The organism is Streptomyces sp. NPDC046939 (assembly GCF_040644575.1).
Taxonomy (GTDB): Bacteria; Actinomycetota; Actinomycetes; order Streptomycetales; family Streptomycetaceae; genus Streptomyces.
This window is the reverse complement of the sequence record NZ_JBEYWV010000028.1, coordinates 1-23,871: the sequence shown is the minus strand read 5'-3', so window position 1 is coordinate 23,871 and position 23,871 is coordinate 1. Positions and strand designations below refer to the sequence as shown.

Sequence of the window (23,871 nt, the reverse complement as noted above, 5' to 3'; positions counted from 1 at the left end):
AACGCTGGGAGGTGCCCCCAGAGGGGCTGGCAGGTCAGCGGCGTACGCGTCGGGCCACGACGAAACGGTCGATCTCCTCACCCGTCTCGGCGAGACCCCGCACCGTCAGCCTGGCTGTACGGCCCACCGGTGCCGGTTCCACGTCCACCCGCAGGAACGAGTAGTTGGTGTAGCGCACCCGGGACCAGTCGACGGTCACGGACTTCTTGGAGCCGTCGGGCTGGACCACGTACGACTGGAACGGGTCGATGTCCTTCTCGTGGCCCTGGTAGGTGTCCTCGACGGGGAAGGCGTACAGGCTCTTGCCCGCCGCGCCCGCCGTCACGTAGACGACGCCGTCGGTCTCCGGGTAGGCGGTGCCGCCGATCGGCAGCTCCTTGGTGACCTTGTCGCCCTTGAGGACGTCGGAGCGCTCGTAGACGTGGTTGTGGCCGTTGATGACGAGGTCGACCGTGTACTTCTCGAACAGCGGCACCCACTCCTTGCGCACACCGCCCTCCGAGGCGTGCGCGGTGGCGGTGCAGTAGGCGCAGTGGTGGAAGAAGACGACGACGAAGTCGATGCCGGAGCCGTGGCGGCGGAACTTCTTGAGCTGCGCCTCGAACCATGTCGTCTGGGTGCCGCCCGAGATGCCGAGGTTGGCGGGGATCTCGAAGGACACGTCGTTGGCGTCGAGGGAGATGACCGCCGTGTTGCCGTGCACGAAGGAGTAGACGCCGGGCAGGTTCTTCGGGTCCGGGCCGTTGCGCGGCGGCGTGAAGCGGGCCTCCTGGCTGCCGTAACCGTTCGGCGAGTACCAGGCTTCCATGTCGTGGTTGCCGTAACTGACCATCCACGGCACCGACTTGGCGACGGACTCGGTCTGCGCGAGGAACTGGTCCCAGGTCCGCGCGTCGAAGGTGTCCGTGGTGCGGCCCGAGCCCGACGGGTCCGCGTACGCGATGTCGCCCGCGTGCAGGTGGAAGGCGGGGCCCTGGGCGAGGATCAGGCTGTCGTTGGCGAGCGCGTGGTAGCTGACGCCCTGGTCGCCGAAGGCGGTGAAGGTGAAGGGCTGGGAGCGGGCGGGCGCGGTGGTGAAGGTGCCGATGGTGCCCGCGAATTTCGGCGACGCCGGGTCGAAGCCCTGGTGGCCGACGCCGTAGTAGTACGTCTTGCCGGGCTTGAGGTGGGTCAGCTCGGCGTGCACGTAGTACTGGGTGTGGTCGGCGCTCGTGCCGACGCCCGCCGGGGTGTACAGCGCGCGGACCTCCGCCGGGATCTTCCGGGAGAGGTCACCGGCGTGGGCGCCGACGCGGATGAACGGGTTCTTCACCGGGACCGGCACCTGCCAGGACACCGTCATCTGGGTGCGCGGGTCGGCGCCGTAGGAGAGGTGGCGGCCGAACGGGGCGACGAGCGCGCCGTCCACGTGGTCGTGCGACGTCCGCGCGGCGGAGGCGGCCGGGGTGGCGGCGCTCGCGGCTCCCGGGACGAAGACGCCGCCCGCGACCGCGCCGAGGGTGACGGCGCCGCCGCGCATCATCGTGCGGCGGGAGAACGTGGAGCGCAGGTACTCGTGCTGCTCGGCCAGGCTCCGGCCGGCCAGTTCATCGGGTACGCCCATACGAGGAATGTCCATGGCCTGAAAGTTGCTGGGGGCACCCATCGCGCCCGGGTACGCCGGATGAACGCGGCCCGAACAACGGGCATAACCCGCTTCAAGCCTTGATCATATGGGCGCGGATCGCTTCATCCCGTACGCCACTCCGACAGAGCTTGCCCGATATCGGGCAGATTTCTTGCGAAAGCCCCGGCGCTGCCTCAGGATCATCCGAGTGCACGAGGAACTCGTCGATCACCTCACCCGCAGCACACCCCTGGGACGGGGCGAGGCGCTGCGGGTGATCCAGGACGTGCTCGCCTACTTCGACGAGTCGACGGAGGAGTACGTCCGTCGCCGCCACCGCGAACTCCAGGCGCAGGGCCTGGTGAACGCGGCGATCTTCGAACAGATCAGGGCGGACCTGCGCTACCGGGCGGTGGCGCCGCCGGAGCTGTCCCTCAGACAGCTCCGCCGGATCGTCTACGGCTGACCGCCGCCACCCACCGAACTAGAGGGGACCTTTCTTACCTATGTGCGGAATTGTCGGTTACATCGGCAAGCGTGACGTGGCCCCGCTCCTCCTGGAGGGGCTGCAGCGTCTGGAGTACCGGGGCTACGACTCCGCGGGCATCGTCATCACCAGCCCGAAGGCCACGGGCCTGAAGATGGTCAAGGCCAAGGGCCGCGTTCGCGACCTGGAGGCGAAGGTCCCGGCCCGCTTCAAGGGCACCACGGGCATCGCCCACACCCGCTGGGCCACGCACGGCGCCCCCTCCGACGAGAACGCGCACCCGCACATGTCCGGCGACGACAAGGTCGCCGTCGTCCACAACGGCATCATCGACAACGCCGCCGAGCTGCGCGCGAAGCTGATCGCCGAGGGCGTCGAGTTCCTCTCCGAGACGGACACCGAGGTCCTCACGCACCTCATCGCCCGTTCGCAGCAGACGGATCTGGAGGACAAGGTCCGCGACGCGCTGCGCCTCATCGAGGGCACGTACGGCATCGCGGTCGTCCACGCCGACTTCCCCGACCGCATCGTGGTGGCCCGCAACGGCTCGCCGGTCGTCCTCGGCATCGGCGACAAGGAGATGTTCGTCGCCTCCGACATCGCCGCGCTCGTCTCGCACACCCGCCAGATCGTCACCCTCGACGACGGTGAGATGGCCACCCTCAAGGCCGACGACTTCCGTACGTACACCACCGAGGGCACCCGCACCACCGCGTCCCCGACCACCGTCGAGTGGGAGGCCGCCTCCTACGACATGGGCGGCCACGACACGTACATGCACAAGGAGATCTTCGAGCAGGCCGACGCCGTCGACCGCGTCCTGCGCGGCCGCATCGACGACCGCTTCTCCACCGTGCACCTCGGCGGCCTGAACCTGGACGCCCGTGAGGCCCGCTCCGTGCGCCGCGTGAAGATCCTCGGCTGCGGCACCTCGTACCACGCCGGTCTGATCGGCGCGCAGATGATCGAGGAGCTGGCCCGCATCCCCGCGGACGCCGAGCCGGCCTCCGAGTTCCGCTACCGCAACGCGGTCGTCGACCCCGACACCCTCTACATCGCCGTCTCCCAGTCCGGTGAGACCTACGACGTGCTCGCCGCCGTCCAGGAGCTGAAGCGCAAGGGCGCCCGGGTCTTCGGCGTCGTGAACGTGGTCGGCTCCGCCATCGCGCGCGAGTCGGACGCCGGTGTCTATGTGCACGCGGGCCCCGAGGTCTGCGTCGTCTCCACCAAGTGCTTCACCAACACCACGGTCGCCTTCGCGCTGCTCGCCCTGCACCTCGGCCGCATCCGCGACCTGTCCGTCGCCGACGGCAAGCGGATCATCGAGGGCCTGCGCAAGCTGCCCGCGCAGATCACCGAGATCCTGGAGCAGGAGGCGGAGATCAAGAAGATCGCCGAGGAGTACGCGGACGCCCGCTCGATGATGTTCATCGGGCGTGTCCGGGGCTACCCGGTGGCCCGCGAGGCGTCCCTGAAGCTCAAGGAGGTCTCGTACATCCACGCCGAGGCCTACCCCGCCTCCGAGCTGAAGCACGGCCCGCTCGCCCTCATCGAGCCGGCGCTGCCCACGGTCGCGATCGTCCCCGACGACGACCTGCTCGAGAAGAACCGCGCGGCCCTGGAGGAGATCAAGGCCCGCTCCGGCCGCATCCTCGCCGTCGCCCACCAGGAGCAGGAGAAGGCCGACCGCACCATCGTCGTGCCGAAGAACGAGGACGAGCTGGACCCGATCCTCATGGGCATCCCGCTCCAACTCCTCGCCTACCACACGGCGTTGGCGCTCGGCCGGGACATCGACAAGCCGCGCAACCTGGCCAAGTCGGTGACGGTGGAGTAGCCACCGCCCCGGCGGACGGACAGACGAACGGGTTCCATGCGCGCCACCCTGCGCATGGAACCCGTTCCCGCATGGCCGGGGTCGCCCATTACCCCGGCCGCCTTCGCCCGTCGGTCGTCGCCCCCGCGCACACTACGTACCCTTCACAAGGGCACAAGGCACCTCGTACGCGTGAGTAGGTTCTACGGAAGGCCCCGGGGGCCGCCCGGACCGCTACGGGATGACGATGACGGGGCGCTGCGCGCGCCGCGCGAGCCGCCCGGCGACCGAGCCGAAGATCCGCCCGACGAGCCCATGGGTCGAGCCCACGACGATGGCGTCGGCGGAGTACTCGCGGCCGACCTCCTCCAGCTCGTGGCAGATGTCGCCGCCGCGCTCGACGAGGATCCAGGGCACCTCGGCCAGATACTCGGCACAGGCCAGTTCGAGCCCGAGCACCTCGGTGCGATGGTCCGGCACGTCGACGAAGACGGGTGGCTCGCAGCCGGCCCACACCGTGGTCGGCAGCCGGTTGGCGACGTGCACGATGATCAGTCCGGCGCCCGCGCGATGGGCCATGCCGATCGCGTAGGCGAGGGCGCGCTCGCTCGACGTCGAGCCGTCGAAGCCGACGACGACGCCATGCTGGAACGCGGGGTCACAGGGGTGACGTGTCTCTTCCGCCGCGAGGGGGGTCTCCGTGGGTTCGGCGACCTGCCGCTTGCGGTCCGCGGGTTCGGGAATCTCGTGACCGGCCATGAGTGTCTCGGCGTGTACCTCGTGGGCCTCTGAATGAGGGGACGACAACGGACTCGGCGGAGCTGTGTCCGGGAATCATCTTCCCAATCCCATACCCCCAAGGGTACGGCCGCACTCCTCCTTAGCCCAGACTCCGGCCGTCTGCCCGGCCGCTCCCCGCCTGCTGTGGGGGTCCCGCTCCGCAGCGTTCAGGGGAGCATGCACGAGGCACGCCCGTATGGCAATGGTTGCTGCCCCGTACAGGCGGTTTGCGCACTCTTGTGGCCCCTGTCCGGGCCGCGCCAAGTGACCGCGCGGGCGACCGCGCGTTGAACTCCCGAACCGAAACCACAGGGAGCACTCCGTGCCCGGACCGACCCGCGCGCACCACGCCGCCGCCACGCACCGCCGGACCGACCCCGCCCCCGCCCCGCGGAGGGCTGCGGACGGCCCGGGCGGGCAGAACGGGGCGGAGGGGGCGGACGCCGTGGTCCGCTGGGCGGCGTTCAGTTGTGTCGTGGTCCCGGTCGTGCTCGTCGGGTACGGCATCTCGGCCGCCGGGACCGCCGGCGCCGCCCTCGGCCTCGTCGCCGTCACCGCCGTCTGCCGGATGCTGCTGCGCCGCTCGGAACGTGGCGCAGAACAGTTGCACAGTGAACAGTGTTGCCGCCATCGTGGCCGTCACGGCAGGAGCGCGCCGGGGGCGCGCAGGGGCGGGCATCGGGCGGATCGTGGTGCGCCGGTGGAGTGACCGGCGGCCGCACGCCACCCCGTACATTTTCAGCCAACTTCGCGCCAGGGGGCACCCCTTGTCCCGAGGGCCCTCCAACCCCCGTTCCACCTGGGCTGAAAGGACCGCGGAGGCCGCTTGCACCCTACGGGGACCGGCCACTGAGGACAGGCGTACTTCCCAGCAACGCCCGCGAGTGCAACGCTTCGTGATCGACTGCTTCACGCCACGTTGCCATGTCGACAATGTGCCAGGTCCTTAACTGGTCACGACGGCACCACGGGACACAGTAGATTCGATCATGACTGTCTGATCTGTAGGCGGCGGGGGACTTCGTGCAGGACCGAGGGGAAACGTGCAGGAGCGAACAGCCCGTCAAAGTATTGAGGGAGCCGCGATCACCGAGGGGGGCTTAGCAGGATGAGCCACGACTCCACCACCGCGCCGGAGGCGGCGGCTCGCAAGCTGGCGGGGCGCCGCCGACGAGAGATCGTCGCGGTACTCCTGTTCAGCGGCGGACCCATTTTCGAGAGTTCCATTCCGCTCTCCGTGTTCGGCATCGACCGCCAGGACGCGGGAGTTCCCCGCTACCGGTTGCTCGTGTGCGCCGGCGAAGAGGGCCCCCTGCGGACCACAGGGGGACTGGAGCTCACCGCACCACACGGACTCGAGGCGATCTCGCGGGCGGGCACGGTCGTCGTGCCGGCCTGGCGGTCCATCACCTCACCGCCACCGGAGGAGGCGCTCGACGCCATCCGGCGCGCCCACGAGGAGGGGGCGCGCATCGTCGGCCTGTGCACGGGCGCGTTCGTGCTCGCCGCGGCCGGCCTGCTCGACGGCCGTCCGGCCACCACGCACTGGATGTACGCGCCGACGCTCGCCAAGCGCTACCCGTCGGTCCACGTGGACCCGCGCGAGCTCTTCGTCGACGACGGGGACGTGCTGACGAGCGCCGGCACCGCGGCCGGTATCGACCTGTGCCTGCACATCGTGCGCACGGACCACGGCAACGAGGCGGCCGGGGCGCTCGCCCGCCGCCTGGTGGTCCCGCCGCGCCGCAGCGGCGGCCAGGAGCGCTATCTCGACCGGTCTTTACCCGAGGAGATCGGCGCGGACCCGCTGGCCGAGGTCGTCGCCTGGGCCCTTGAGCACCTCCACGAGCAGTTCGACGTGGAGACGCTGGCGGCCCGCGCCTACATGAGCCGCCGGACCTTCGACCGGCGCTTCCGCTCCCTGACCGGGAGCGCGCCGCTGCAGTGGCTGATCACCCAGCGGGTGCTCCAGGCCCAGCGGCTCCTGGAGACCTCCGACTACTCGGTCGACGAGGTCGCCGGGCGCTGCGGCTTCCGTTCACCGGTCGCGCTGCGCGGGCACTTCCGCCGCCAGCTCGGCTCGTCCCCGGCCGCGTACCGGACCGCGTACCGCGCGCGCCGGCCGCAGGGGGGCGAGGCGAGTGCGGGGAAGCCGGAGAAGCCGGTGGAGCTCGCGCCGGTGCCGAGCCATGGGGAGGCGCCGGGTCACGGACCCGTGCCCGCCCAGTCCCGGCGCACGGCGGCGGCGCACGCGCTCGGCGCGCACACCGCCTCCGTCTCGACGGGGCCGTCCGGTCCCTCCGGGCCGACGAGCCACGGCGAGGGCGGCAAGCCGTCCGACGCGTTCACGCCGGGCCGGGCGAGCCTGCCCGGACAGCGCTCGGCTCCGTAGCCACCGGCGACAGGAGTCGCACGAGCCGGTGACCGTCGTCTGCCAGCGGGAAGGTCCGACCCGTAGGGTTGGTCGCATGAACGATCGCATGGTGTGGATCGACTGCGAGATGACCGGACTCTCGCTGGCGAACGACGCGCTCATCGAGGTGGCCGCACTGGTCACCGATTCGGAGCTGAACGTACTCGGCGACGGTGTGGACATCGTGATCCGCCCGCCGGACGAGGCCCTGGAGACCATGCCGGAGGTGGTGCGCACCATGCACACCGCCTCCGGCCTCCTCGACGAACTGGCGAGCGGCACGACGCTCGCGGACGCCGAGGAGCAGGTTCTCTCTTATGTACGTGAGCACGTCAAGGATGCGGGCAAGGCCCCGCTCTGCGGGAACTCGGTCGGCACCGACCGCGGCTTCCTGCTGCGTGACATGCCGACGCTGGAGGACTACCTCCACTACCGGATCGTCGATGTGTCCTCGGTCAAGGAACTGGCCCGGCGCTGGTACCCGAGGGCGTACTTCAACAGTCCGGAGAAGAACGGCAACCACCGGGCGCTCGCCGACATCCGCGAGTCCATCGCCGAGCTGCGCTACTACCGCGAGGCGGTCTTCGTGCCGCAGCCAGGACCCGACTCCGACACCGCGAAGTCGATCGCGGCGAAGTACGTCCTGCCTGCGGAGTAGCCCCTTTCCGGGCCGTCCCGTGTCCACGCGTACGGGGTCCGGAAAACGGGTGCGCGAGCACCCCTTCGGACCCTGTACACTTTTTCTCGGCCGGTCGGAAGAGCGACAGAAGACCGGACATGGTGGGTGTAGCTCAGTTGGTAGAGCACCTGGTTGTGGTCCAGGTGGCCGCGGGTTCAAGTCCCGTCACTCACCCTGATCGACCGAGGGCCCCGGTTCACAAGAACCGGGGCCCTCGATGTTTGCCCCGCGAAAGGCCTCCCCTCACGAGGAGGCGCGGATCACCAGCTCCGTCGGCAGCACCACATGGCGCTCGGCGCCGCGCCGCACCGAGGAGCGCTTGCCCTCGGCGGCCAGGGCGATCTCGTCGAGCAGCAGCTCGGTGGCGGCCCGGCCCATGTCGCGGGTGGGCTGGCGCACGCTGGTCAGGCCCGGCTCCATGTGGCGGGCGATCACCGAGTCGTCGAAGCCGACGAGGGCCACGTCGTCCGGGATGCGGCGGCCGGCCCGGCGCAGCTCCTGGCGGGCGCCCGAGGCCATCAGGTCGGAGCAGGCGAAGACCGCGTCGAGGTCGGGGCGGCGTTCGAGCAGCTCGGCCATGCAGCGGCGCCCGCCCTCCTCGGTGAAGTCCCCGTACGCGACCAGGTGCTCGTCGTACGGGATTCCGTCCGCGGCGAGCTGGGTCTCGTACCCGGCGAGGCGGCGCTCGGCGCCGTAGACGTCGAGCGGGCCGGTGATGATCGCGACCGAGCGGCGGCCGCGCGAGGTCAGATGGGCGACGGCGGAGCGGGCGCCCGCGACGTTGTCCGTGTCGACCGAGGGCAGCGGCTCGTCGGCGGAGCGCGGGCCGCTGATCACCGTCGGGATGTCCATCTGGAGCAGCCGGTCGGCGAGGGGGTCGTCGGCGTGGGCGGAGACGAGCAGGACGCCGTCGACGCGGTGGGCCGCGAGGTAGGCGGCGAGGCGGTCCTGCTCGCGCTCGCCGCGGGCGAAGGTCAGCAGCAACTGCAGATTCGTCTCGGCGAGGGCGACGCCGACACCGCCGACCATGCCGGAGAAGTACGGCTCCGAGAAGAACCGGGACTCCGCCTCGGGGACGACCACGGCGATGGAGTCCGTGCGGTTGGCCGCGAGGGCGCGGGCCGCCGTGTTCGGGACGTAGCCGAGCTCGGCGACCGCCTCCTCGACCGCGGCCCGGGTCCGCTCGCTGACCCGCGGCGATCCGTTGATCACCCGCGAGACCGTGCCACGGCCCACGCCCGCCCGGGCCGCGACCTCCTCAAGGGTGGGCCGCCTGTTGTGCGTGCCGTGATGCGCCTTCACTGCTACCTCCAGAAGTCTCAGGCGGAATCTAACAGCCGGATAACCAGACCGAGTTGGATCCGCCCAGCGTCTTGACACGAATCGGCCCAGCGGCGAGTCTCTTCAACACATCACGTGTGGGAGCGCTCCCACCGTATCGGATGCCTACATAACCCGCACTCTCCCCGCCCGAGCCGCAGGTAGTAACCAACGGGCCCAACTGTGCTGTTGGCCGGGGTCAGCGCGTCAGATCAGTGAAAGCACATTGGAGGACGCAATGCGCACTTCGGGCAACTCCGGCGGCCGTGCCCGCCGCACGACCATGGCGTACGCCGCAGGGCTCGCCGCGGTGGCAGTGCTGAGCACCGCCTGCAGCGCGAGCGACGACGACAGCGACTCGGCCGGGGACAGCGGCGGCAAGATCACCCTGCACGTCGGCACGTTCGGCACGTTCGGCTTCGACGAAAAGGGCGCGAACCTCTACGCCGCGTACGAGAAGTCGCACCCCAACATCAAGATCGTCGAGGACAACGTCCAGGACGGCCAGAAGTACTGGGACACCCTCAAGCTGCGCATGTCCCGCAACAGCGGCCTCGCCGACATCCAGGCCATCGAGGTCGGCTACATAGCCGAGGCGACCGGCCCCACCATGGCCAACAAGTGGGTCGACATGTCCAAGGCCAAGGGCGCGGACGTGAACGCGTTCGTCGACTACAAGTCCAAGCAGGCCACCGTCCCCGGCACCGGCCAGGTGATCGGGCTCGGCACCGACATCGGCCCGATGGCCATCTGCTACCGCAAGGACTACTTCAAGCAGGCCGGGCTGCCGGACGACGCCGACGCCGTCGCCAAGCTGTGGCAGGGCGACTGGTCGAAGTTCCTCGATGTCGGCGCCGACTACAAGAAGAAGGCGCCCAAGGGCACCTCCTTCACCGACTCCGCGAGCGGCCTCTTCAACGCCGTCCTCTCCAGCCAGCCGCAGCAGTACTCCGACGACAAGGGCAAGCTCGTCTACGACACCAGCCCCGGTGTGAAGACGGCGTGGGACCTCTCGGTCAAGGCCGCCGAGGGCGGTTACACCGCCAAGCTGCGGCAGTTCGACGAGAAGGGCACCTGGAACGCGGCGATCAAGAACGGCAAGTTCGCCACGGTCGCCTGCCCGGCGTGGATGACCGGCATCATCAAGGACAACGCGCCCGCCGACAAGGGCAAGTGGGGCATCGCGCTGCCCCCGCAGAACGGCAACTGGGGCGGGTCGTTCCTCGGGGTCCCGAAGTCCGGCAAGCACGTCGAGGAGGCCACCGAGCTGGCCGCCTACCTGACCGCCGCCGCGCAGCAGGAGAAGGTGTTCGCCGTCAACGGCAACACCCCGTCGAACAAGCAGGCGCTCACCGCCACCGAGTCGGCCAAGATCGAGTACTTCGGTGACACCCCGGCGGGCAAGATCTACTCGACCATCGCCCAGGGCATCAAGCCGGCCCCGATCGGTGCCAACGACGGCCAGGTCAAGACGTTCGTGACCGACAACGGCATCCTCGACATCGAACAGCGCGGCACGGACCCGAAGAAGGCGTGGGACAACGTGCAGAAGCTGGTGGACGACAAGATCGAGCAGTAGCCGTCCCGGCGGACCGGGCGGGGTGAGCCCGGGGTCACATCGCCCCCGGGCGGCCCCGGCCTCCATTGCCCAGGGGTTCGGCCCCGCGGGCCCGCCTCGCGCGGGGGGTGAGGCGGGCTTGGGGCGGCCCGGGGGCCCGGGGGCCCGGGGGGGCGGGCCCGCGCCCTGGGATCCGCACCGCGCCCCGTGCCCCTTCGCCCCGGCCGGGTTTTTGCTCGGCCCCGTATCAATGTCCCGCACCACGCTCCGCGCAAGCGCACCACATCCGAACCGGAAGGAACGCCCCCGTGGCCACCTCCGTCAAGGCGGATGCCGGCGGCAGTCCGTCGTCCGCACCGCCCTCCGCCGGGACGCCCCGGCGACCCGAGCCCTCTCCCTGGCGCAGCAGGCTGTTCCGCTGGGACATGAAGGGCTCGCCCTACGCGTTCATCACGCCGTTCTTCCTCTGCTTCGCCGCCTTCGGCCTGTTCCCGCTGATCTACACCGGCTGGCTCTCCCTGCACCAGGTGCAGCTCGGCGCCGAGAGCGACGCCAAGTGGGTCGGTTTCGGCAACTACAGCTGGCTGATCGACAGCGAGTTCTTCTGGCGCGCGCTGGCGAACACGTTCACGATCGGCGTCATCTCGACCGTCCCGCAGTTGCTGATGGCCCTGGGCCTCGCGCACCTGCTCAACTCACATCTGCGCGGCCGCGCCTTCTTCCGGATCGCGGTGCTCGCCCCGTACGCCACCTCGATCGCCGCGGCGACGCTGGTCTTCGCCCAGTTGTTCAACACCGACTACGGCATGATCAACTCGCTGCTCGACGTGTTCGGCATCGGCCCGGTCCGCTGGGACTCCGACAAGTGGTGGGCGCAGATCGCCATCTCCACCATCGTGACCTGGCGCTGGACCGGCTACAACGCGCTGATCTACCTCGCCGCGATGCAGGCCGTGCCGAACGACCTCTACGAGGCGGCCGCGCTCGACGGCGCCTCGCGCTGGCGCCAGTTCGTCAGCGTGACGATCCCCTCGATCCGCCCGACGATCCTGTTCACGATCATCGTCTCGACCATCGGCGCGACCCAGTTGTTCGGTGAGCCGATGCTGTACGGCGGTTCGGTCGGCATCGGCGGCGGCAGCGGCGGCCAGTACCAGACCTTGTCGCTGCTGATGTACCAGACGGGCTGGACCAACAACTCGCTCGGCCGGGCCTCCGCCATCGCCTGGGTGATGCTGCTGATCCTGCTTCTGATCGGCGCCGTCCAGGGGCTCGCCGCCCGCATCAACAACAAGAAGCTGGGAGGCTGATCCATGACCGTCCAACTCCCGGCGCCCGCCCCCGCGACGACCGCCCCGCTCACGCCGTCGTCCTCGCGCCGCCGCCGCTTCGGCCCCGGCGCGGGCGACCAGCGCAGGGCGGGCTGGCTGACGTACGTCCTGCTCGCCGTGGCCGCGTTCGTCTCGCTGTTCCCGCTGTACTGGAACGTCGTCGCGGCCTCGCACGACGCCACCCGGGTGCAGCAGGCGCCCGCGCCGCTGCTGCCCGGTCCGCATCTGATGGACAACCTGTCCACGGCGTGGAACCAGGTCCACATGGGCGTGGCCCTGATCAACACCACCGTCGTGGCGAGCGTCATCAGCATCAGCACCGTCCTCTTCGCGACGCTGGCCGGTTTCGCCTTCGCCAAGCTGCGGTTCAAGGGCCGCAACATGCTGCTCGCGCTGGTCGTGGCGACGATGACCGTGCCGCCGCAGCTCACCGTGATCCCGCTGTACCAGATCATCACGGACCTGAAGTGGACGGACACCCTCCAGGCCGTGATCATGCCGTCGCTCGTCGCGGCGTTCGGTGTGTTCTTCATGCGGCAGTTCCTCGTCGAGGCGCTCCCGGTGGAGCTGGTCGAGGCGGCGCGGGTGGACGGCGCGAACAGCCTGCGGATCATCTGGCACGTGGTGTTCCCGGTGGCGCGGCCCGCGATGGCCGTGCTCGGCATGCTCACGTTCGTGCAGGCGTGGAACGACTTCTTCTGGCCGTTCATCGTCCTTACCGACACCGGTACGCCCACCTTGCAGGTCTCCCTCGCGGGTCTCGGAGCCGGCAACCACACGGTGGACACCGCCGTCGTGCTGACCGGCGCACTGATCTCCACGGTCCCGCTGCTCGCCGTGTTCGCCCTGCTCGGCAAGCACATCGTGGGCGGCATCACCGCGGGCGCGGTCAAGAACTGACGCCGCGCGCCCAACATGGAGCGCGCGGCCCGGCCCCCTCTTCCTCTCACCCCGAAACCCCCATGGGAGCGCTTCCATGACCTCTGGCACCTCCGCCGGCCCCACGGTCGGCACCACCACCGGTACCGGCACCGGCGCCGCCGGTCTTTCCGTCCACACCTCCCCCACCCCCTCCGGCCCCGTCTCCTTCCCGGCCGGTTTCGCCTGGGGCGCGGCCACCGCCGCGTACCAGATCGAGGGCTCGGCCAGCGCCGACGGCCGTACCCCGTCCATCTGGGACACCTTCAGCCACACCCCGGGCAAGACGCTCGGCGGCGACACCGGTGACGTGGCCGTGGACCACTACCGGCGCCGCGCCGACGACGTCGCGCTCATGGCCGAGCTCGGCCTGACCGCCTACCGCTTCTCGGTCTCCTGGTCGCGGGTGCAGCCCACCGGGCGAGGCCCCGCCGTCCAGCGCGGCCTCGACTTCTACCGCGGCCTCGTCGACGACCTGCTCGCCCGCGGCATCACCCCCGCCCTCACCCTCTACCACTGGGACCTCCCCCAGGAGCTGGAGGACGCGGGCGGCTGGCCGGTGCGCGAGACGGCCGAACGGTTCGCCGAGTACGCGGCCCTGGTCGGCGAGGCGCTCGGCGACCGCGTCGAAATGTGGACCACCCTGAACGAGCCCTGGTGCAGCGCCTTCCTCGGCTACGGCTCCGGCGTGCACGCCCCCGGCCGCACCGACCCGGTCGCCGCCCTGCGCGCCGCCCACCACCTCAACCTCGGGCACGGGCTCGCCGCCCAGGCGCTGCGCTCAGTGCTGCCCGCGCGGGCCCGCCTCGGCATCAGCCTCAACCCGTCGGCCGTACGCGCCAAGACCGAGGACCCGGCGGACCTCGACGCCCGGCGCCGGATCGACGCCCTCGCCAACCGGGTCTTCGCCGATCCGATCCTGCACGGCCGCTACCCCGCCGACCTGCTCGCCGACACCGTGCGCGTGACCGACTGGTCGTTCATCGCCGACAGCGACCTGACCGCGATCCACCAGCCGCTGGACTTCCTCGGCATCAACTACTACCAGCCGACCGTCGTCTCGGCCCCCGGCCCGGACGCCCCGACCGGCCCGCGCTCGGACGGCCACGGCGCCTCCGACTTCTCCCCCTGGCCCGGCTCGGAGGACGTCGTCTTCCACCCGGCGCCGGGCGAGCGCACCGCGATGGGCTGGTCCGTCGACCCGTCGGGCCTGCACGAGCTGCTCATGCACTACACGGCGGAGGCCCCGGGCGTCGCGCTCTACGTCACGGAGAACGGCGTCGCCTACGACGACGAGCCCGGCCCCGACGGCTCCGTCCACGACCCGGACCGCATCCGCTACCTCGACGGCCACCTGCGCGCGATCCGCCGCGCCATCAACGACGGCGCCGACGTGCGCGGCTACTTCCAGTGGTCCCTGATGGACAACTTCGAGTGGGCGTACGGCTACAGCAAGCGCTTCGGCCTGATCTACATCGACTACGAGACCCAGCAGCGCACCCCGAAGTCGAGCGCCCACTGGTACGCCCAGGCGGCCCGAAGCGGGCAGCTGCCGCCGCTGCCGTAAGGCGACGCACCCGGCATCGGCCGTGCCCTCAGGGTGAGTACGCCGCACGACAAAGCGGCGTACTCATTCTCGCGTCCCGGCCACGCCCCGTCCGGGGCACCGGGGGCGCGGGCGCGGAGCCGGCCACCGCCCGCCCGTCAGGCCACCTTCACCGACCCGCCGTCGATCCGGTAGTCCACGCCCGTCACGCTGCCGGCCACCGGTGACGCCAGGTAGGTGATCAGCGCCGCCACCTCCTCCGGCTCGGTCAGACGGCCCGTGACCATGCCCATCAGCGCGGGCGCCGCGTCGATGAGGTCGGCGTGGGTGAGACCGTTCGCGTCGGCGAGTCGCGCGCCGAAGCCGTCCGGCGCTTCCCAGATCGCCGTGCGCACCGGGCCGGGCGAGACCGTGTTGACGCGCACGCCGCGCGGGCCGAACTCCTCGGAGAGGGCCTTGCCGAGGGCGGTGAGGGCGGCCTTGGCGACGTTGTAGTCGACCGGGCCCGCGGCGGGCGTCCAGGCTCCGATCGAGGAGACGTTGACGATGGCGCCGCGGCGTTCGACGAGCCCGGGCAGGGCGGCGCGGGTCACGCGCTGGGTCGCGTAGAAGTTGACGTCGAAGGTGTGGCGCCAGCCGTCGTCGTCGATGTCGAGGAAGCTGCCGACGTGGACGTCGTCACCACCGCCGACATTGTTGACGAGGATGTCGACGGCGCCCGCCTCGGAGATCAGGCGGTCCGCGCCCTCCGCCGTCGACAGGTCCACGGCCACCGCCCGCGCGCCCGTCTCCTTCAGCTCGACGGTGATCGTGCGGGCCGCGCCGATCACGCGTACCCCTTCCGCAGCCAGAGCGCGGACGACGGCGAGGCCGATGCCCCGGCTGGCGCCTGTGACCAGGGCGGATTTGCCTGCGAGGTCGAGATCCATGGGTGCACTCCGTTTTTTAACCGTAGGTACAAAATGAAGGCGTGCGGCGGCGCGGGTGTGACCCGCGCACACCTCACAAGGTGTCGAGCAACCCGTCCACCACTCGCTCGACCTGGGCCCGTCCGTCCGCCGTCTTGGCGAGGACCCGCATGCCGATGACCGTGCTCAGCAGAAGTGCCGCGAGGGCCCGTACGTCACGTGCCGCGTCGATCTCGCCCGCCCGCTGCGCCTCCTGGAGCGCGGCGAGGAACGCCTGCTCGGTCCGGGCGAACATCTTGCGCACCGCCTCCGCCGCTTCCGGGTCCGCACTCGCCAGCTCCGTCGCGGTGTTGACCGCCATGCAGCCGCGCCGGTCCGGGTCGGTGAAGTCCAGCTCGACCAGGAGGCGCAGGGCTTCGCGGATCCGGGTCCGCACCGGGGCCGGTCCGTCCAGGAGCTCCGTCAGGCGAACCGCCTGCGTGTCCCGGTAGCGGGCCAGGGCCCGGTCGAACAGGGCGCGCTTGCCACCGAAGGCGTTGTAGAGGCTGCCTTTGCCGAGGCCGAGTTCGTCGACGAGGTCCTGCGGCGTGGTGGCCGCGTAGCCCTTGCGCCAGAAGACGTCCATGGCGCTCTCCAGCACCTGGCCCTCGTCGAACTTCCTTGGTCTCGCCATGCGCCGACCGTAGCGGGTATTGGACCTGTAGGTCAATAACGGAGAGCGGCGAAAGCCCCGGCCGGGTGGGGGGACCTGAGGGTCTCCGGCCGGGGCTTGCTCCCCCGTTTTTCGTGGTGGCTTAGTTGAACGCCGCGAACGCCTTCTGGAACGCGTTCGCGCTCTGCTCGATCGAGCTGCACGTCGGCTGCGCCGAGTTCGTGGCGCCGCCCGGGCACGCCTTGTCGCGGGTGGCCGACCACATCGAGAGGCCGCCGAGGCCCTTGGCCTTCGCGAAGGAGACGAGCTGGGTGGCGTCGTCCACCTTGAAGATCTCCGAGGCCACGTCGTTGACGCCGATCATCGGCGTCACCGCCACGGCCTTCCAGGCGGCGGCGTCCGAGAGGCCGAGGGCGGTCTTGATCTGGGCCTGCGTCGCGGTCGCGGCCTGTTCGGCGTAGGTGCCCATGTCGCCGCTGTAGGAGGCGCCGTAGTCCATCGCCATGATGTTGACGAGGTCGGTCCGCACGCCGTTGGCCTTGGCGTTCTTCAGGAAGTCGACGCCGTCCGAGGTCAGGCCCTCGGGCATGACGGGCAGGGTGAAGGAGACGTTCAGCTTCGGGTTGTTCTTCTGGAGCGTCGCGATCGCCGTGGCCCGCTTGGTGTTCGCCGCCGTGTTCGGCAGCGCCGCGCCCTCGATGTCGAAGTCGACCTTGGTGAGCTTGAACTGGTCGATGACCTTCTGGTACGCCGCCGCGAGGTCACCGGCGGAGGAGCAGGCCAGCGCCAGCTCCGTGCCGGACGCACCGCCGAAGGACACGCGCACGTCACCGCCCGCGGAACGCAGTGCACCGATCTGCGCGGCCACCTCGTCCCCGCCGAGGTCCGTCACGCCGCCCCACTTGGGGGCGCAGGAGCCGCCCGAGGTGATGAAGGCGAGGTTGTACTCCTCGACGCCGGTGGCCTTGGAGGAGGCGACCAGGTCGAACTTGGGGTAGAGGGAGGTGTCGACGTACGGGGCGAAGGCGGCGCCCGCCGTCGTGCCGGTGCCCGTGGAGGGGGAGCCCGTCGGCTCGGACGGGGCCGGTGACGTGGGCGTCGGAGTCGGGGCAGGAGTCGGCGCGTCCGTCGGGCGGCCGCTCGGCTCCGGCGTCGGCCCGCCGCCCTCGGCCGAGCACTTGGCATCGTTGATGAGACAGCCGGTGGGGTCCGCGTCGCCGGAGACGACGAAGCCGACGGTCACGGACTTGCCGGCGGCGATGCCCTCCTTGTCCCAGGAGGCGGGCGTCACGGTGACGTGCGAGCCGCTCACCTTCGACTCGGCGTTCCACAGCGAGCTGAGCTTGGCGCCCGACGGCAGGTCGAACTCGAGCGTCCAGGTGGACTGCGTCCTGTCCGTGTCGTTGGTGATGACGTACTGGCCGGTGTAGCCGCCCTGCCAGCTGCTGGTCTTCGTGTACGCGGCGCCGACCGAGGCGGCCGACGCGCTCGACGCGAAGACGAACGCGCCGCCGCCCACGACAGCCGCCGCGACGATGCCGCCTATCGCCTTGTTCCTGCCGCTGATCCTGCGCCGGTGCGTGTTGCTCATTCGCGTGCCTGCCTTAGCTGTACGGCTGTACGGAGAAGTACGTCCGAGGGGGGTGGGGTACTGCGGCAGCACGTTAGCGACCATGAAACCGTCAATCCGGGCAAGCGGGACGGCAGTTGTGGATCTTAGGGTTGGCTTAAGGAAGGGATCGGGAGCGGTTAATGGTGGCGGCCCTGCCCCTGCGCTCCCGGCGGCCCCGATGCCCCCGGCCGCGCCGCCCCTCGCGCGGCCCGCGCCCGTCGAGCTGCACCCAGATCCGCACCTCGGTGCCGCCGAGCACGGAGGAGCCGATGCGGACGTCGCCGCCGGTCGACTCGGCGAGGCGGCGCACGATGTCGAGGCCGAGCCCGGTGGAGCCGTCGGTGCCCGAGCCCTTGCCGCGCGCCATCGCCGCCTCCGGGTCGAGGATGCCGGGCCCCGCGTCGGAGACGAGCACGATCACGGCGTCCTCGGCGCTGTGCACGTCGACCGCGAACGCCGTGCCCTCGGGCGTGTGCCGGAAGACGTTGCCGAGCAGCGCGTCGAGGGCGGCGACCAGATCGCCCCGCGCGACCGGGATCCGTACGGGCCGGTCGACCCCCGCGACCCGCACCTTGCGGCCCTCGTCCTCGGCGAGCGCCGACCAGAAGTCCATCCGCTCCCGGATCACCTCGGCGGCGTCGCAGCCCGCGCCGGGCCCGGCCGCGGCGGTGCGCGGTTTGGCGTCCCGCGCCGTACGGATGATGGTGTCGACCTCGCGCTCCAGTTGCGCGACGGCGACGCGGGTCTGCTCGGCGGCGGTGCCTTCCCCGAGCGAGGCGGCGTTGAGCCGGAGCACGGTGAGGGGTGTCCGCAGCCGGTGGGACAGGTCGGCCGCCAATTCCCTTTCGTTGGCGAGGAGTTGTACGACCTGGTCGGCCATGGAGTTGAAGGCGACCGCCGCGAGCCGCAGCTCCGTCGGGCCGTCCTCGGGCACCCGCGCGCCGAGGCGCCCCTCCCCCAGTTCGTGCGCGGCGCCCACGAGGCGCTGCGCGGGCTCCACCATCCGCACCCCGAGCCGGTCCGCGACCGCGACCGAGCCGATGATCAGCGCGATGCCGACGCCCGCGAGCACGATCCACGCGGTCGTCACCCCGTTGGTGACCTCGGCCTCGGGCACGTACACCTCGACGACCGCGATCTTCCCGGTGCTCACGGCGATCGGCTGGAGCCAGACCGAGCCGCCGGGCACGTCGGCGATCCGGGCGCGGCTGATGTGCAGCTTGTCCGCCGCGACGCGCTGCTCGCCGAGGCGGATGGCGGGTTTGCCGCCCGCCGCCGGCACGTACACCGAGATCCGGTCCTCGCCGCCGGTCTGCGCGGTGGCGAGGGCGCGGGCCAGCTCGTCGCGGTCGGTGGTGATCGAGAGGGTCGGCCCGAGGGCGGCGGCGGTCCGCTCGGCGTTGGAGAACGCCCGGTCCCGCGCCATCTCCTTGACGACGAGCCCCAGCGGCACGGCGAACGCCACCACCACCATGGTCGTCACCGCCAGGCACACCTTGACCAGCGCCCACCTCACGGCGCGGGCTCCCCGAGGGGCGGCTCCAGCTTCACGCCGACGCCCCGCAGCGTGTGCAGATAGCGCGGGCGCGCGGCCGTCTCCCCCAGCTTCCGCCGCAGCCACGACAGGTGTACGTCGATGGTCTGGTCGTCCCCGTAGCTCTGCTGCCACACCTCGGCGAGCAGCTCCTTGCGGGGGACGACGACGCCGGGCCGCCCGGCGAGGAAGGCGAGCAGGTCGAACTCGCGGCGCGTCAGGTCGAGCCGGGCGCCGTCGAGTTCGGCCTGGCGGCGCAGCGGGTCGATGGACAGGCCGCCGACCCGCAGGACTCGCGACGGCGGCTCGGCGTGCGCGCTGGAGCGGGCGCGGCGCAGCACGGCGGCCATCCGCGCGGACAGGTGCTCGGGCGAGAACGGCTTGGTGAGGTAGTCGTCGGCGCCGTCGTTGAGGAGCCGGACGATCTCGGCCTCGTCGTCCCGCGCCGTCGCGATGATCACGGGCACGTCGGTGATGCCCCGCAGCATCTTCAGCGCCTCGGCCCCGTCCAGATCGGGCAGGCCGAGATCGAGGATCACCACGTCGAACCGGAGATGGGCGACCTCGCGCAGCGCCTCCAGGGCCGTGCCGACACTGCGCACGGTGTGCGCGGCGTCGGTCAGGTGCCGGATGAGGGCGGAGCGCACGAACTGGTCGTCCTCGACCACGAGCACACTTGCCATGGCCCGCACCGTACGCCATACGGCTGATCCCGGTCCCCGGCCGGGTGACGGCGGGCCGCGTGGGACAGGTGCGCGGGCCGTGGTGCAGTATGGCCCGCGATGCGACCGATGCAACCGATGCGATCCACGCCTCCCGCGCCGCCCGGCCCGCCGGAGGCCCCGGGGACCCCGCGCGCCGTGCGCCGCGGTCTGGTGCACTCGGTGGCGTGGCTGTTCGCGACCGGGGCGGCGGTGACGCTGTCGTGGTGGGGTGTGCACACGGTGATGTCGGGCACGGCGTACGACCCGCCGCGGGCGCTGCCGGTGGTCGCCGCCGACGCGTCGGACTCGGCGCTGCCGGTCTCCTCCTCCACGCGCCGCGCGGTGCCGTCCCCGTCGGCGACGTCGGCGAGCCCGTCCGAGAAGCCCTCGGCGCACCCGTCCCGGACACCGTCGGCGTCGGCGTCCGGGGGCGGTGCGCCGCCCCCGCCCAGGACCGATTCCTCGGCGCCGCCGGACACCGCCTCGGCCGGGAACGTGAAGAGCTACGAGACCGCGGGCGGCCGTGCCGTGTTCGACCTCGGCAGGACGTCGGCGACGCTGGTCTCCGCGACGCCGAACAGCGGCTGGTCGGTGCAGGTGTGGACGCAGACGACGTGGATCCGCGTCGAGTTCACGTCGGGGAACCAGCGGGTGTCGGTGTTCTGCACGTGGCACGACCATCCCCCGTCCGTGGAGATCGGGACCTACTGAACGGCCCGGCGCCGACGTACTGAACGGGACCGGCGCCTAGTCGAAGACGGACGGCGGTGGCGCCGGTGACGCCTTCGCGGAGGCGTCCGTGACCGGCGCGGCGCCGCCCGCGAAGTCCCGCAGGGCGCGCCCGTGTTCGACCCGTCCGGCGTGCGGGTCGCCCGCCGCGCGCCGGTTGAGGTCCGCCACCGGCAGCGGCGCCCCGGACGCCACGAGGATCGCGTTGCCGAAGCGCCTGCCGCGCAGCACGGCCGGGTCGGCGATCAGGGCAAGTTCGGGGAAGACGGCGGCGGCGGTGGCGATCTGGGCGCGCAGGTACGCGAGCGGCGGCCCGTCGGCGGCATTGGCGACGTACGTGCCCATGGGCCGCAGCACGCGCCGCACCTCGTTCAGGAACTCGGTGGAGGTGAGGTGGGCCGGGGTGCGGGCCCCGCTGAACACGTCCGCGACCAGCACGTCGGCCCAGGCGTCCGGCAGCTTGGCGAGCGCCTCGCGCGCGTCCGCCGTACGGACCCGGATCCGCGCGCCGGGGTCCAACGGAAGGTGCTCGCGCACGAAGTGGACGAGTGGCCCGTCCCGCTCCACGATCTGCTGGGTGGAGCGCGGCCGGGTCGCGGCGACGTAGCGGGCCAGGGTGAAGGCGCCGCCGCCGAGGTGCACGGCCTGCACGGGACGGCCGGGCTCAGCGGCGAGGTCGAGGACGTGGCCGATGCGGCGCTGGTACTCGAAGGAGAGGTGCGCGGGGTCGGCGAGGTCGACGTGCGACTGCGGGGCGCCGTCCAGGAGCAGCGTCCAGCCGGACGGCCGGTCCCGGTCGGGCACCAGCTGGGCGAGCCCGCCGTCGACGTCGCGCACGACGGACTCGCGGGCGCCCCGGCCGCCCTTGGCGCTCTCCTTCGGGTTCGCCCTGGAGCCCGCCTTCGGACCCCCGTTCGCACTCCCCTTCGCGCCCTTGCGCCCCTGACCCCCGCGTGACCTCGCCATCCGGCCATTATCCGGGCCGGGCGGCGGAACGGCTCAGCGGCAGTTGTCCGCGGCCTCGATGAGCCGCGCCGCCTCGTCGAGCGCGGCACGCAGCGCCGCCGGATCGGTGACCAGGTCGCCCTCGCCCGCGCCCGCCGGGGCGGGCGGCAGCAGCCAGCCGGTGCCCTCCACCGGCGGTGCCAGCGACATTCCGCGCCCCACGGTCTGCGTACAGGCGCTGCCGGGCAGGTCCCAGCCGTCGGCGGTGCCGGGCGGGACGAGGAAGCCGAGGGTGTCGCCGCCGCCGTCGTGCAGGACCGGGCCGACCGGGTCGGCGCTGGCGCGGCGCAGGATGTCGACGGCCTCCAGGCCCTGCCGGGAGCCCACGGTCACCAGGTCGCAGGCGCCGGGCGGCTGCCCCTCGTGGTCCTCGGTCCTCGGCGCTGGCTGTGGCGTCGTGGGTTGTGAGGCGTCCAACACGTCGGCCCCTCCTCGCTTCTCGCGTACGTGGCACTGCTGCCCGTTGGGGTTTCGCCACATGGTTCAACGCCGGACCGCGTCAACGGCAACGGCGGCACGCCGCCGCAAAGGATGGCAGTTCATGGCAGATCATGGGTGAGATATCCGGTTTGTAGCCAAACGCTGTGTGTCGACACCGTCACAGCCGGTATCTTCGAGCCTCGCCGGACATGAGGGGTCACGGACCCGCGGGCGTCATCGGCGCCAGGAATCCCGACCCCTCCGGTGCCCGGCACGGTTCGCACGGGAGGACCCGCCCATGACGTCGTCTCCGTTGTCCCCGGACGCCCCGGCGCCGCGATCCCCGCGGCCGAACCTCGCCTTCCGGCGGCTGCGCGGCCGGCGTTCACCGGGCGAGTTCGCGGCCGCCGTGCGGCGCGCGGCCCGTGACATCGGCGAGTGCGTCAGTTGCGACGCCCGGTACATCGGCCGCGTCGAGTCCGGCGCCATCCGCTGCCCCAACTACGCGTACGAGCGGGTGTTCCTGCACATGTTCCCCGGCCGCACGCTCACGGATCTCGGGTTCGCGCCCCGCGCCTCGGTACGGGGCCGAAGCGCGCGGCCGGACTCCGAGGGCCCCGGCGAGCCGGGCAGACCCGAAGTTCCAGAGCACACGCACCACGAGGAGAGCGACGTGCGGCGTCGCGCATTCATGGCCGGCATGACCGGCTCGACGGCCACGGTCGCCGTCACCACCCTGTCCCCCTTCGGCGCCCAGGCCTTCGGCGCCCCCCACGCCGCCGTACCCGAGGACAGCCCCTTCGACCGGCCCCTCGACCGGCACTCCGCGCGCTCCGGCGCCCGCGCCGTGGAGGACGCGATCCTGCGGATCCGGCTCCACGACGACCGCTTCGGCGCCGACGGCCTCTACCGGCGGGCCGCCGAACCCCTGCGCACAGCGTTCGAACTGCTCGACGCGGGCACCGCCCAGCGCGACATCGCCGACCGGCTCCAGGCCGGGGCGGGCGAACTCGCCATCTCCGTCGGCTGGCTCGCCCACGACTCAGGACGCTTCGACGACGCGCGCTCCCACTACGCGGAAGCCCTGGCGACGGCGCGGATGACCGGGGACGAGGCGCTGGAGGCGCACGCCTTCTGCAACACCGCGTTCCTCGCCCGCGACGCCGGGCGCCCCCGCGAAGCCGTACGGGCCGCGCAGGCGGCGATGCGGGTGGCGGCGCCGCTCGGCTCACCGCGGCTGCTGTCGCTGCTCGCGCTGCGCGAGGCGGGCGGCTGGGCCGGGCTCGGCGACCGCTCCACCTGCGAACGGTCCCTGGCCCAGGCCCAGGCCCTCTTCGCCCGCGGCCCCTCCGACGCCGACCCCGAGTGGATGACCTTCTACGGCGAGGCCGAACTGGAGGGCCTCGAAGCCCAGTGCTGGTCCGCCCTCGGCTCCTGGCACCGCGCGGCCCAGCACGCGCGCCGCGCCGTCGCCCTCCAGGACCCGCACTTCACCCGCAACATCGCCCTCTACACCGCCGAACTCGCCGACGACCTCGCCCGCGCGGGCCGCCCCGACGAAGCGGCGTCCGCGGGGTCGCGGGCTCTGAGCCTGCTCCGGGACGTCCGGTCGTCGCGGATCGAGGGGATGCTCGGGGCGACGGCGCGCGTGCTTCTGCCTCATCGGCGGTCGGGCGGGGTCTCCGGGTTCCTGGAGGAGCACGCGATGTCCCGGCGGTGAGTGGACGGTGGAGCGGCCGCGGGTCACGTGGTGGCTGGTCGCGCAGTTCCCCGCGCCCCTGGAGGCTGCGGCTTCGCCGCGCCTCCCCCCTTGCGCGCCCCTGAAATGGCGCACGCAGTGCGCATTTCAGGGG

The 23,871-nt window shown here is 71.6% G+C and carries 21 protein-coding genes and 1 tRNA gene; 12 read left to right on the top strand and 10 right to left on the bottom strand.

What is annotated here, in order from left to right:
- Positions 1 to 34: 34 nt before the first annotated feature.
- Positions 35 to 1,603 carry a metallophosphoesterase family protein gene (locus tag ABZ877_RS27720; protein ID WP_361076044.1) on the bottom strand — a complete coding sequence of 523 codons (1,569 nt, stop codon included), beginning with the start codon at positions 1,601 to 1,603 and terminating at the stop codon, positions 35 to 37.
- A gap of 211 nt (positions 1,604 to 1,814) precedes the next feature.
- Between ABZ877_RS27720 and ABZ877_RS27715 the strand changes: the two genes are divergently transcribed.
- Positions 1,815 to 2,072: a hypothetical protein gene (locus ABZ877_RS27715; protein ID WP_361076041.1), complete on the top strand. Its 258-nt coding sequence runs from the start codon at positions 1,815 to 1,817 to the stop codon at positions 2,070 to 2,072.
- A 40-nt stretch (positions 2,073 to 2,112) separates the two neighbouring features.
- On the top strand, positions 2,113 to 3,930 hold the full coding sequence (glmS, locus tag ABZ877_RS27710; RefSeq protein WP_361076038.1) for a glutamine--fructose-6-phosphate transaminase (isomerizing): 1,818 nt from the start codon (positions 2,113 to 2,115) through the stop codon (positions 3,928 to 3,930).
- 213 nt (positions 3,931 to 4,143) lie between these two features.
- On the opposite strand, the gene ABZ877_RS27705 is transcribed toward glmS, so the two are convergent.
- The gene (locus tag ABZ877_RS27705; RefSeq protein WP_361076035.1) at positions 4,144 to 4,668 is read right to left on the bottom strand and encodes a universal stress protein; all 525 of its coding nucleotides are present in this window, start codon (positions 4,666 to 4,668) and stop codon (positions 4,144 to 4,146) included.
- 466 nt (positions 4,669 to 5,134) lie between these two features.
- Here ABZ877_RS27705 and ABZ877_RS27700 point away from each other — a divergent pair, with 466 nt between their 5' ends.
- From ABZ877_RS27700 to ABZ877_RS27685, 4 genes are all read left to right on the top strand, one after another.
- Positions 5,135 to 5,398, top strand: coding sequence for a hypothetical protein (locus tag ABZ877_RS27700; protein ID WP_361076278.1), 264 nt, complete (start codon positions 5,135 to 5,137; stop codon positions 5,396 to 5,398).
- Positions 5,399 to 5,797: 399 nt separating this feature from the next.
- On the top strand, positions 5,798 to 7,081 hold the full coding sequence (locus ABZ877_RS27695) for a helix-turn-helix domain-containing protein (protein WP_361076032.1): 1,284 nt from the start codon (positions 5,798 to 5,800) through the stop codon (positions 7,079 to 7,081).
- 76 nt (positions 7,082 to 7,157) lie between these two features.
- A complete protein-coding gene (gene orn / locus ABZ877_RS27690) occupies positions 7,158 to 7,760 on the top strand; it encodes an oligoribonuclease (RefSeq protein ID WP_361076029.1) in 603 nt (200 codons plus the stop codon).
- 122 nt (positions 7,761 to 7,882) lie between these two features.
- Positions 7,883 to 7,955, top strand: a tRNA-His gene (locus ABZ877_RS27685).
- Between the two features lie 69 nt (positions 7,956 to 8,024).
- On the opposite strand, the gene ABZ877_RS27680 is transcribed toward ABZ877_RS27685, so the two are convergent.
- Complete coding sequence (locus ABZ877_RS27680) at positions 8,025 to 9,083, bottom strand: LacI family DNA-binding transcriptional regulator (protein WP_361076026.1); 1,059 nt, start codon at positions 9,081 to 9,083, stop codon at positions 8,025 to 8,027.
- Between the two features lie 256 nt (positions 9,084 to 9,339).
- Between ABZ877_RS27680 and ABZ877_RS27675 the strand changes: the two genes are divergently transcribed.
- The 4 genes from ABZ877_RS27675 to ABZ877_RS27660 all read left to right on the top strand — a co-directional run bounded on the left by ABZ877_RS27675 (position 9,340) and on the right by ABZ877_RS27660 (position 14,475).
- Entirely contained in the window at positions 9,340 to 10,680 is a 1,341-nt protein-coding gene (locus ABZ877_RS27675; RefSeq protein WP_361076024.1) for an extracellular solute-binding protein, read from the top strand.
- Between the two features lie 287 nt (positions 10,681 to 10,967).
- A complete protein-coding gene (locus ABZ877_RS27670) occupies positions 10,968 to 11,969 on the top strand; it encodes a sugar ABC transporter permease (protein ID WP_361076021.1) in 1,002 nt (333 codons plus the stop codon).
- A 3-nt stretch (positions 11,970 to 11,972) separates the two neighbouring features.
- Positions 11,973 to 12,890, top strand: a complete 918-nt coding sequence (locus tag ABZ877_RS27665; protein WP_361076018.1) for a carbohydrate ABC transporter permease — start codon at positions 11,973 to 11,975, stop codon at positions 12,888 to 12,890.
- 76 nt (positions 12,891 to 12,966) lie between these two features.
- Complete coding sequence (locus ABZ877_RS27660; protein WP_361076015.1) at positions 12,967 to 14,475, top strand: GH1 family beta-glucosidase; 1,509 nt, start codon at positions 12,967 to 12,969, stop codon at positions 14,473 to 14,475.
- 137 nt (positions 14,476 to 14,612) lie between these two features.
- On the opposite strand, the gene ABZ877_RS27655 is transcribed toward ABZ877_RS27660, so the two are convergent.
- From ABZ877_RS27655 to ABZ877_RS27635, 5 genes are all read right to left on the bottom strand, one after another.
- A complete protein-coding gene (locus tag ABZ877_RS27655; protein ID WP_361076011.1) occupies positions 14,613 to 15,383 on the bottom strand; it encodes an SDR family oxidoreductase in 771 nt (256 codons plus the stop codon).
- Positions 15,384 to 15,456: 73 nt separating this feature from the next.
- Positions 15,457 to 16,035 carry a TetR family transcriptional regulator gene (locus ABZ877_RS27650; protein ID WP_361076008.1) on the bottom strand — a complete coding sequence of 193 codons (579 nt, stop codon included), beginning with the start codon at positions 16,033 to 16,035 and terminating at the stop codon, positions 15,457 to 15,459.
- Positions 16,036 to 16,156: 121 nt separating this feature from the next.
- Complete coding sequence (locus tag ABZ877_RS27645) at positions 16,157 to 17,605, bottom strand: cellulose binding domain-containing protein (RefSeq protein WP_361076005.1); 1,449 nt, start codon at positions 17,603 to 17,605, stop codon at positions 16,157 to 16,159.
- Between the two features lie 136 nt (positions 17,606 to 17,741).
- On the bottom strand, positions 17,742 to 19,142 hold the full coding sequence (locus ABZ877_RS27640) for a HAMP domain-containing sensor histidine kinase (RefSeq protein WP_361076002.1): 1,401 nt from the start codon (positions 19,140 to 19,142) through the stop codon (positions 17,742 to 17,744).
- Positions 19,139 to 19,843 carry a response regulator transcription factor gene (locus tag ABZ877_RS27635; RefSeq protein WP_361075999.1) on the bottom strand — a complete coding sequence of 235 codons (705 nt, stop codon included), beginning with the start codon at positions 19,841 to 19,843 and terminating at the stop codon, positions 19,139 to 19,141. The genes ABZ877_RS27640 and ABZ877_RS27635 overlap by 4 nt, the downstream gene beginning before the upstream one ends.
- 117 nt (positions 19,844 to 19,960) lie before the next feature.
- On the opposite strand from ABZ877_RS27635, the gene ABZ877_RS27630 reads away from it, so the two are divergent.
- The gene (locus ABZ877_RS27630) at positions 19,961 to 20,575 is read left to right on the top strand and encodes a hypothetical protein (RefSeq protein ID WP_361075996.1); all 615 of its coding nucleotides are present in this window, start codon (positions 19,961 to 19,963) and stop codon (positions 20,573 to 20,575) included.
- A gap of 36 nt (positions 20,576 to 20,611) precedes the next feature.
- On the opposite strand, the gene ABZ877_RS27625 is transcribed toward ABZ877_RS27630, so the two are convergent.
- Positions 20,612 to 21,559: a fused MFS/spermidine synthase gene (locus tag ABZ877_RS27625; protein ID WP_361075993.1), complete on the bottom strand. Its 948-nt coding sequence runs from the start codon at positions 21,557 to 21,559 to the stop codon at positions 20,612 to 20,614.
- Positions 21,560 to 21,592: 33 nt separating this feature from the next.
- Entirely contained in the window at positions 21,593 to 22,018 is a 426-nt protein-coding gene (locus ABZ877_RS27620; RefSeq protein WP_361075990.1) for a hypothetical protein, read from the bottom strand.
- A gap of 298 nt (positions 22,019 to 22,316) precedes the next feature.
- On the opposite strand from ABZ877_RS27620, the gene ABZ877_RS27615 reads away from it, so the two are divergent.
- Positions 22,317 to 23,738 (top strand): tetratricopeptide repeat protein, encoded by a 1,422-nt coding sequence (locus tag ABZ877_RS27615; RefSeq protein WP_361075987.1) that lies wholly within the window; start codon positions 22,317 to 22,319, stop codon positions 23,736 to 23,738.
- Positions 23,739 to 23,871 lie beyond the last annotated feature (133 nt).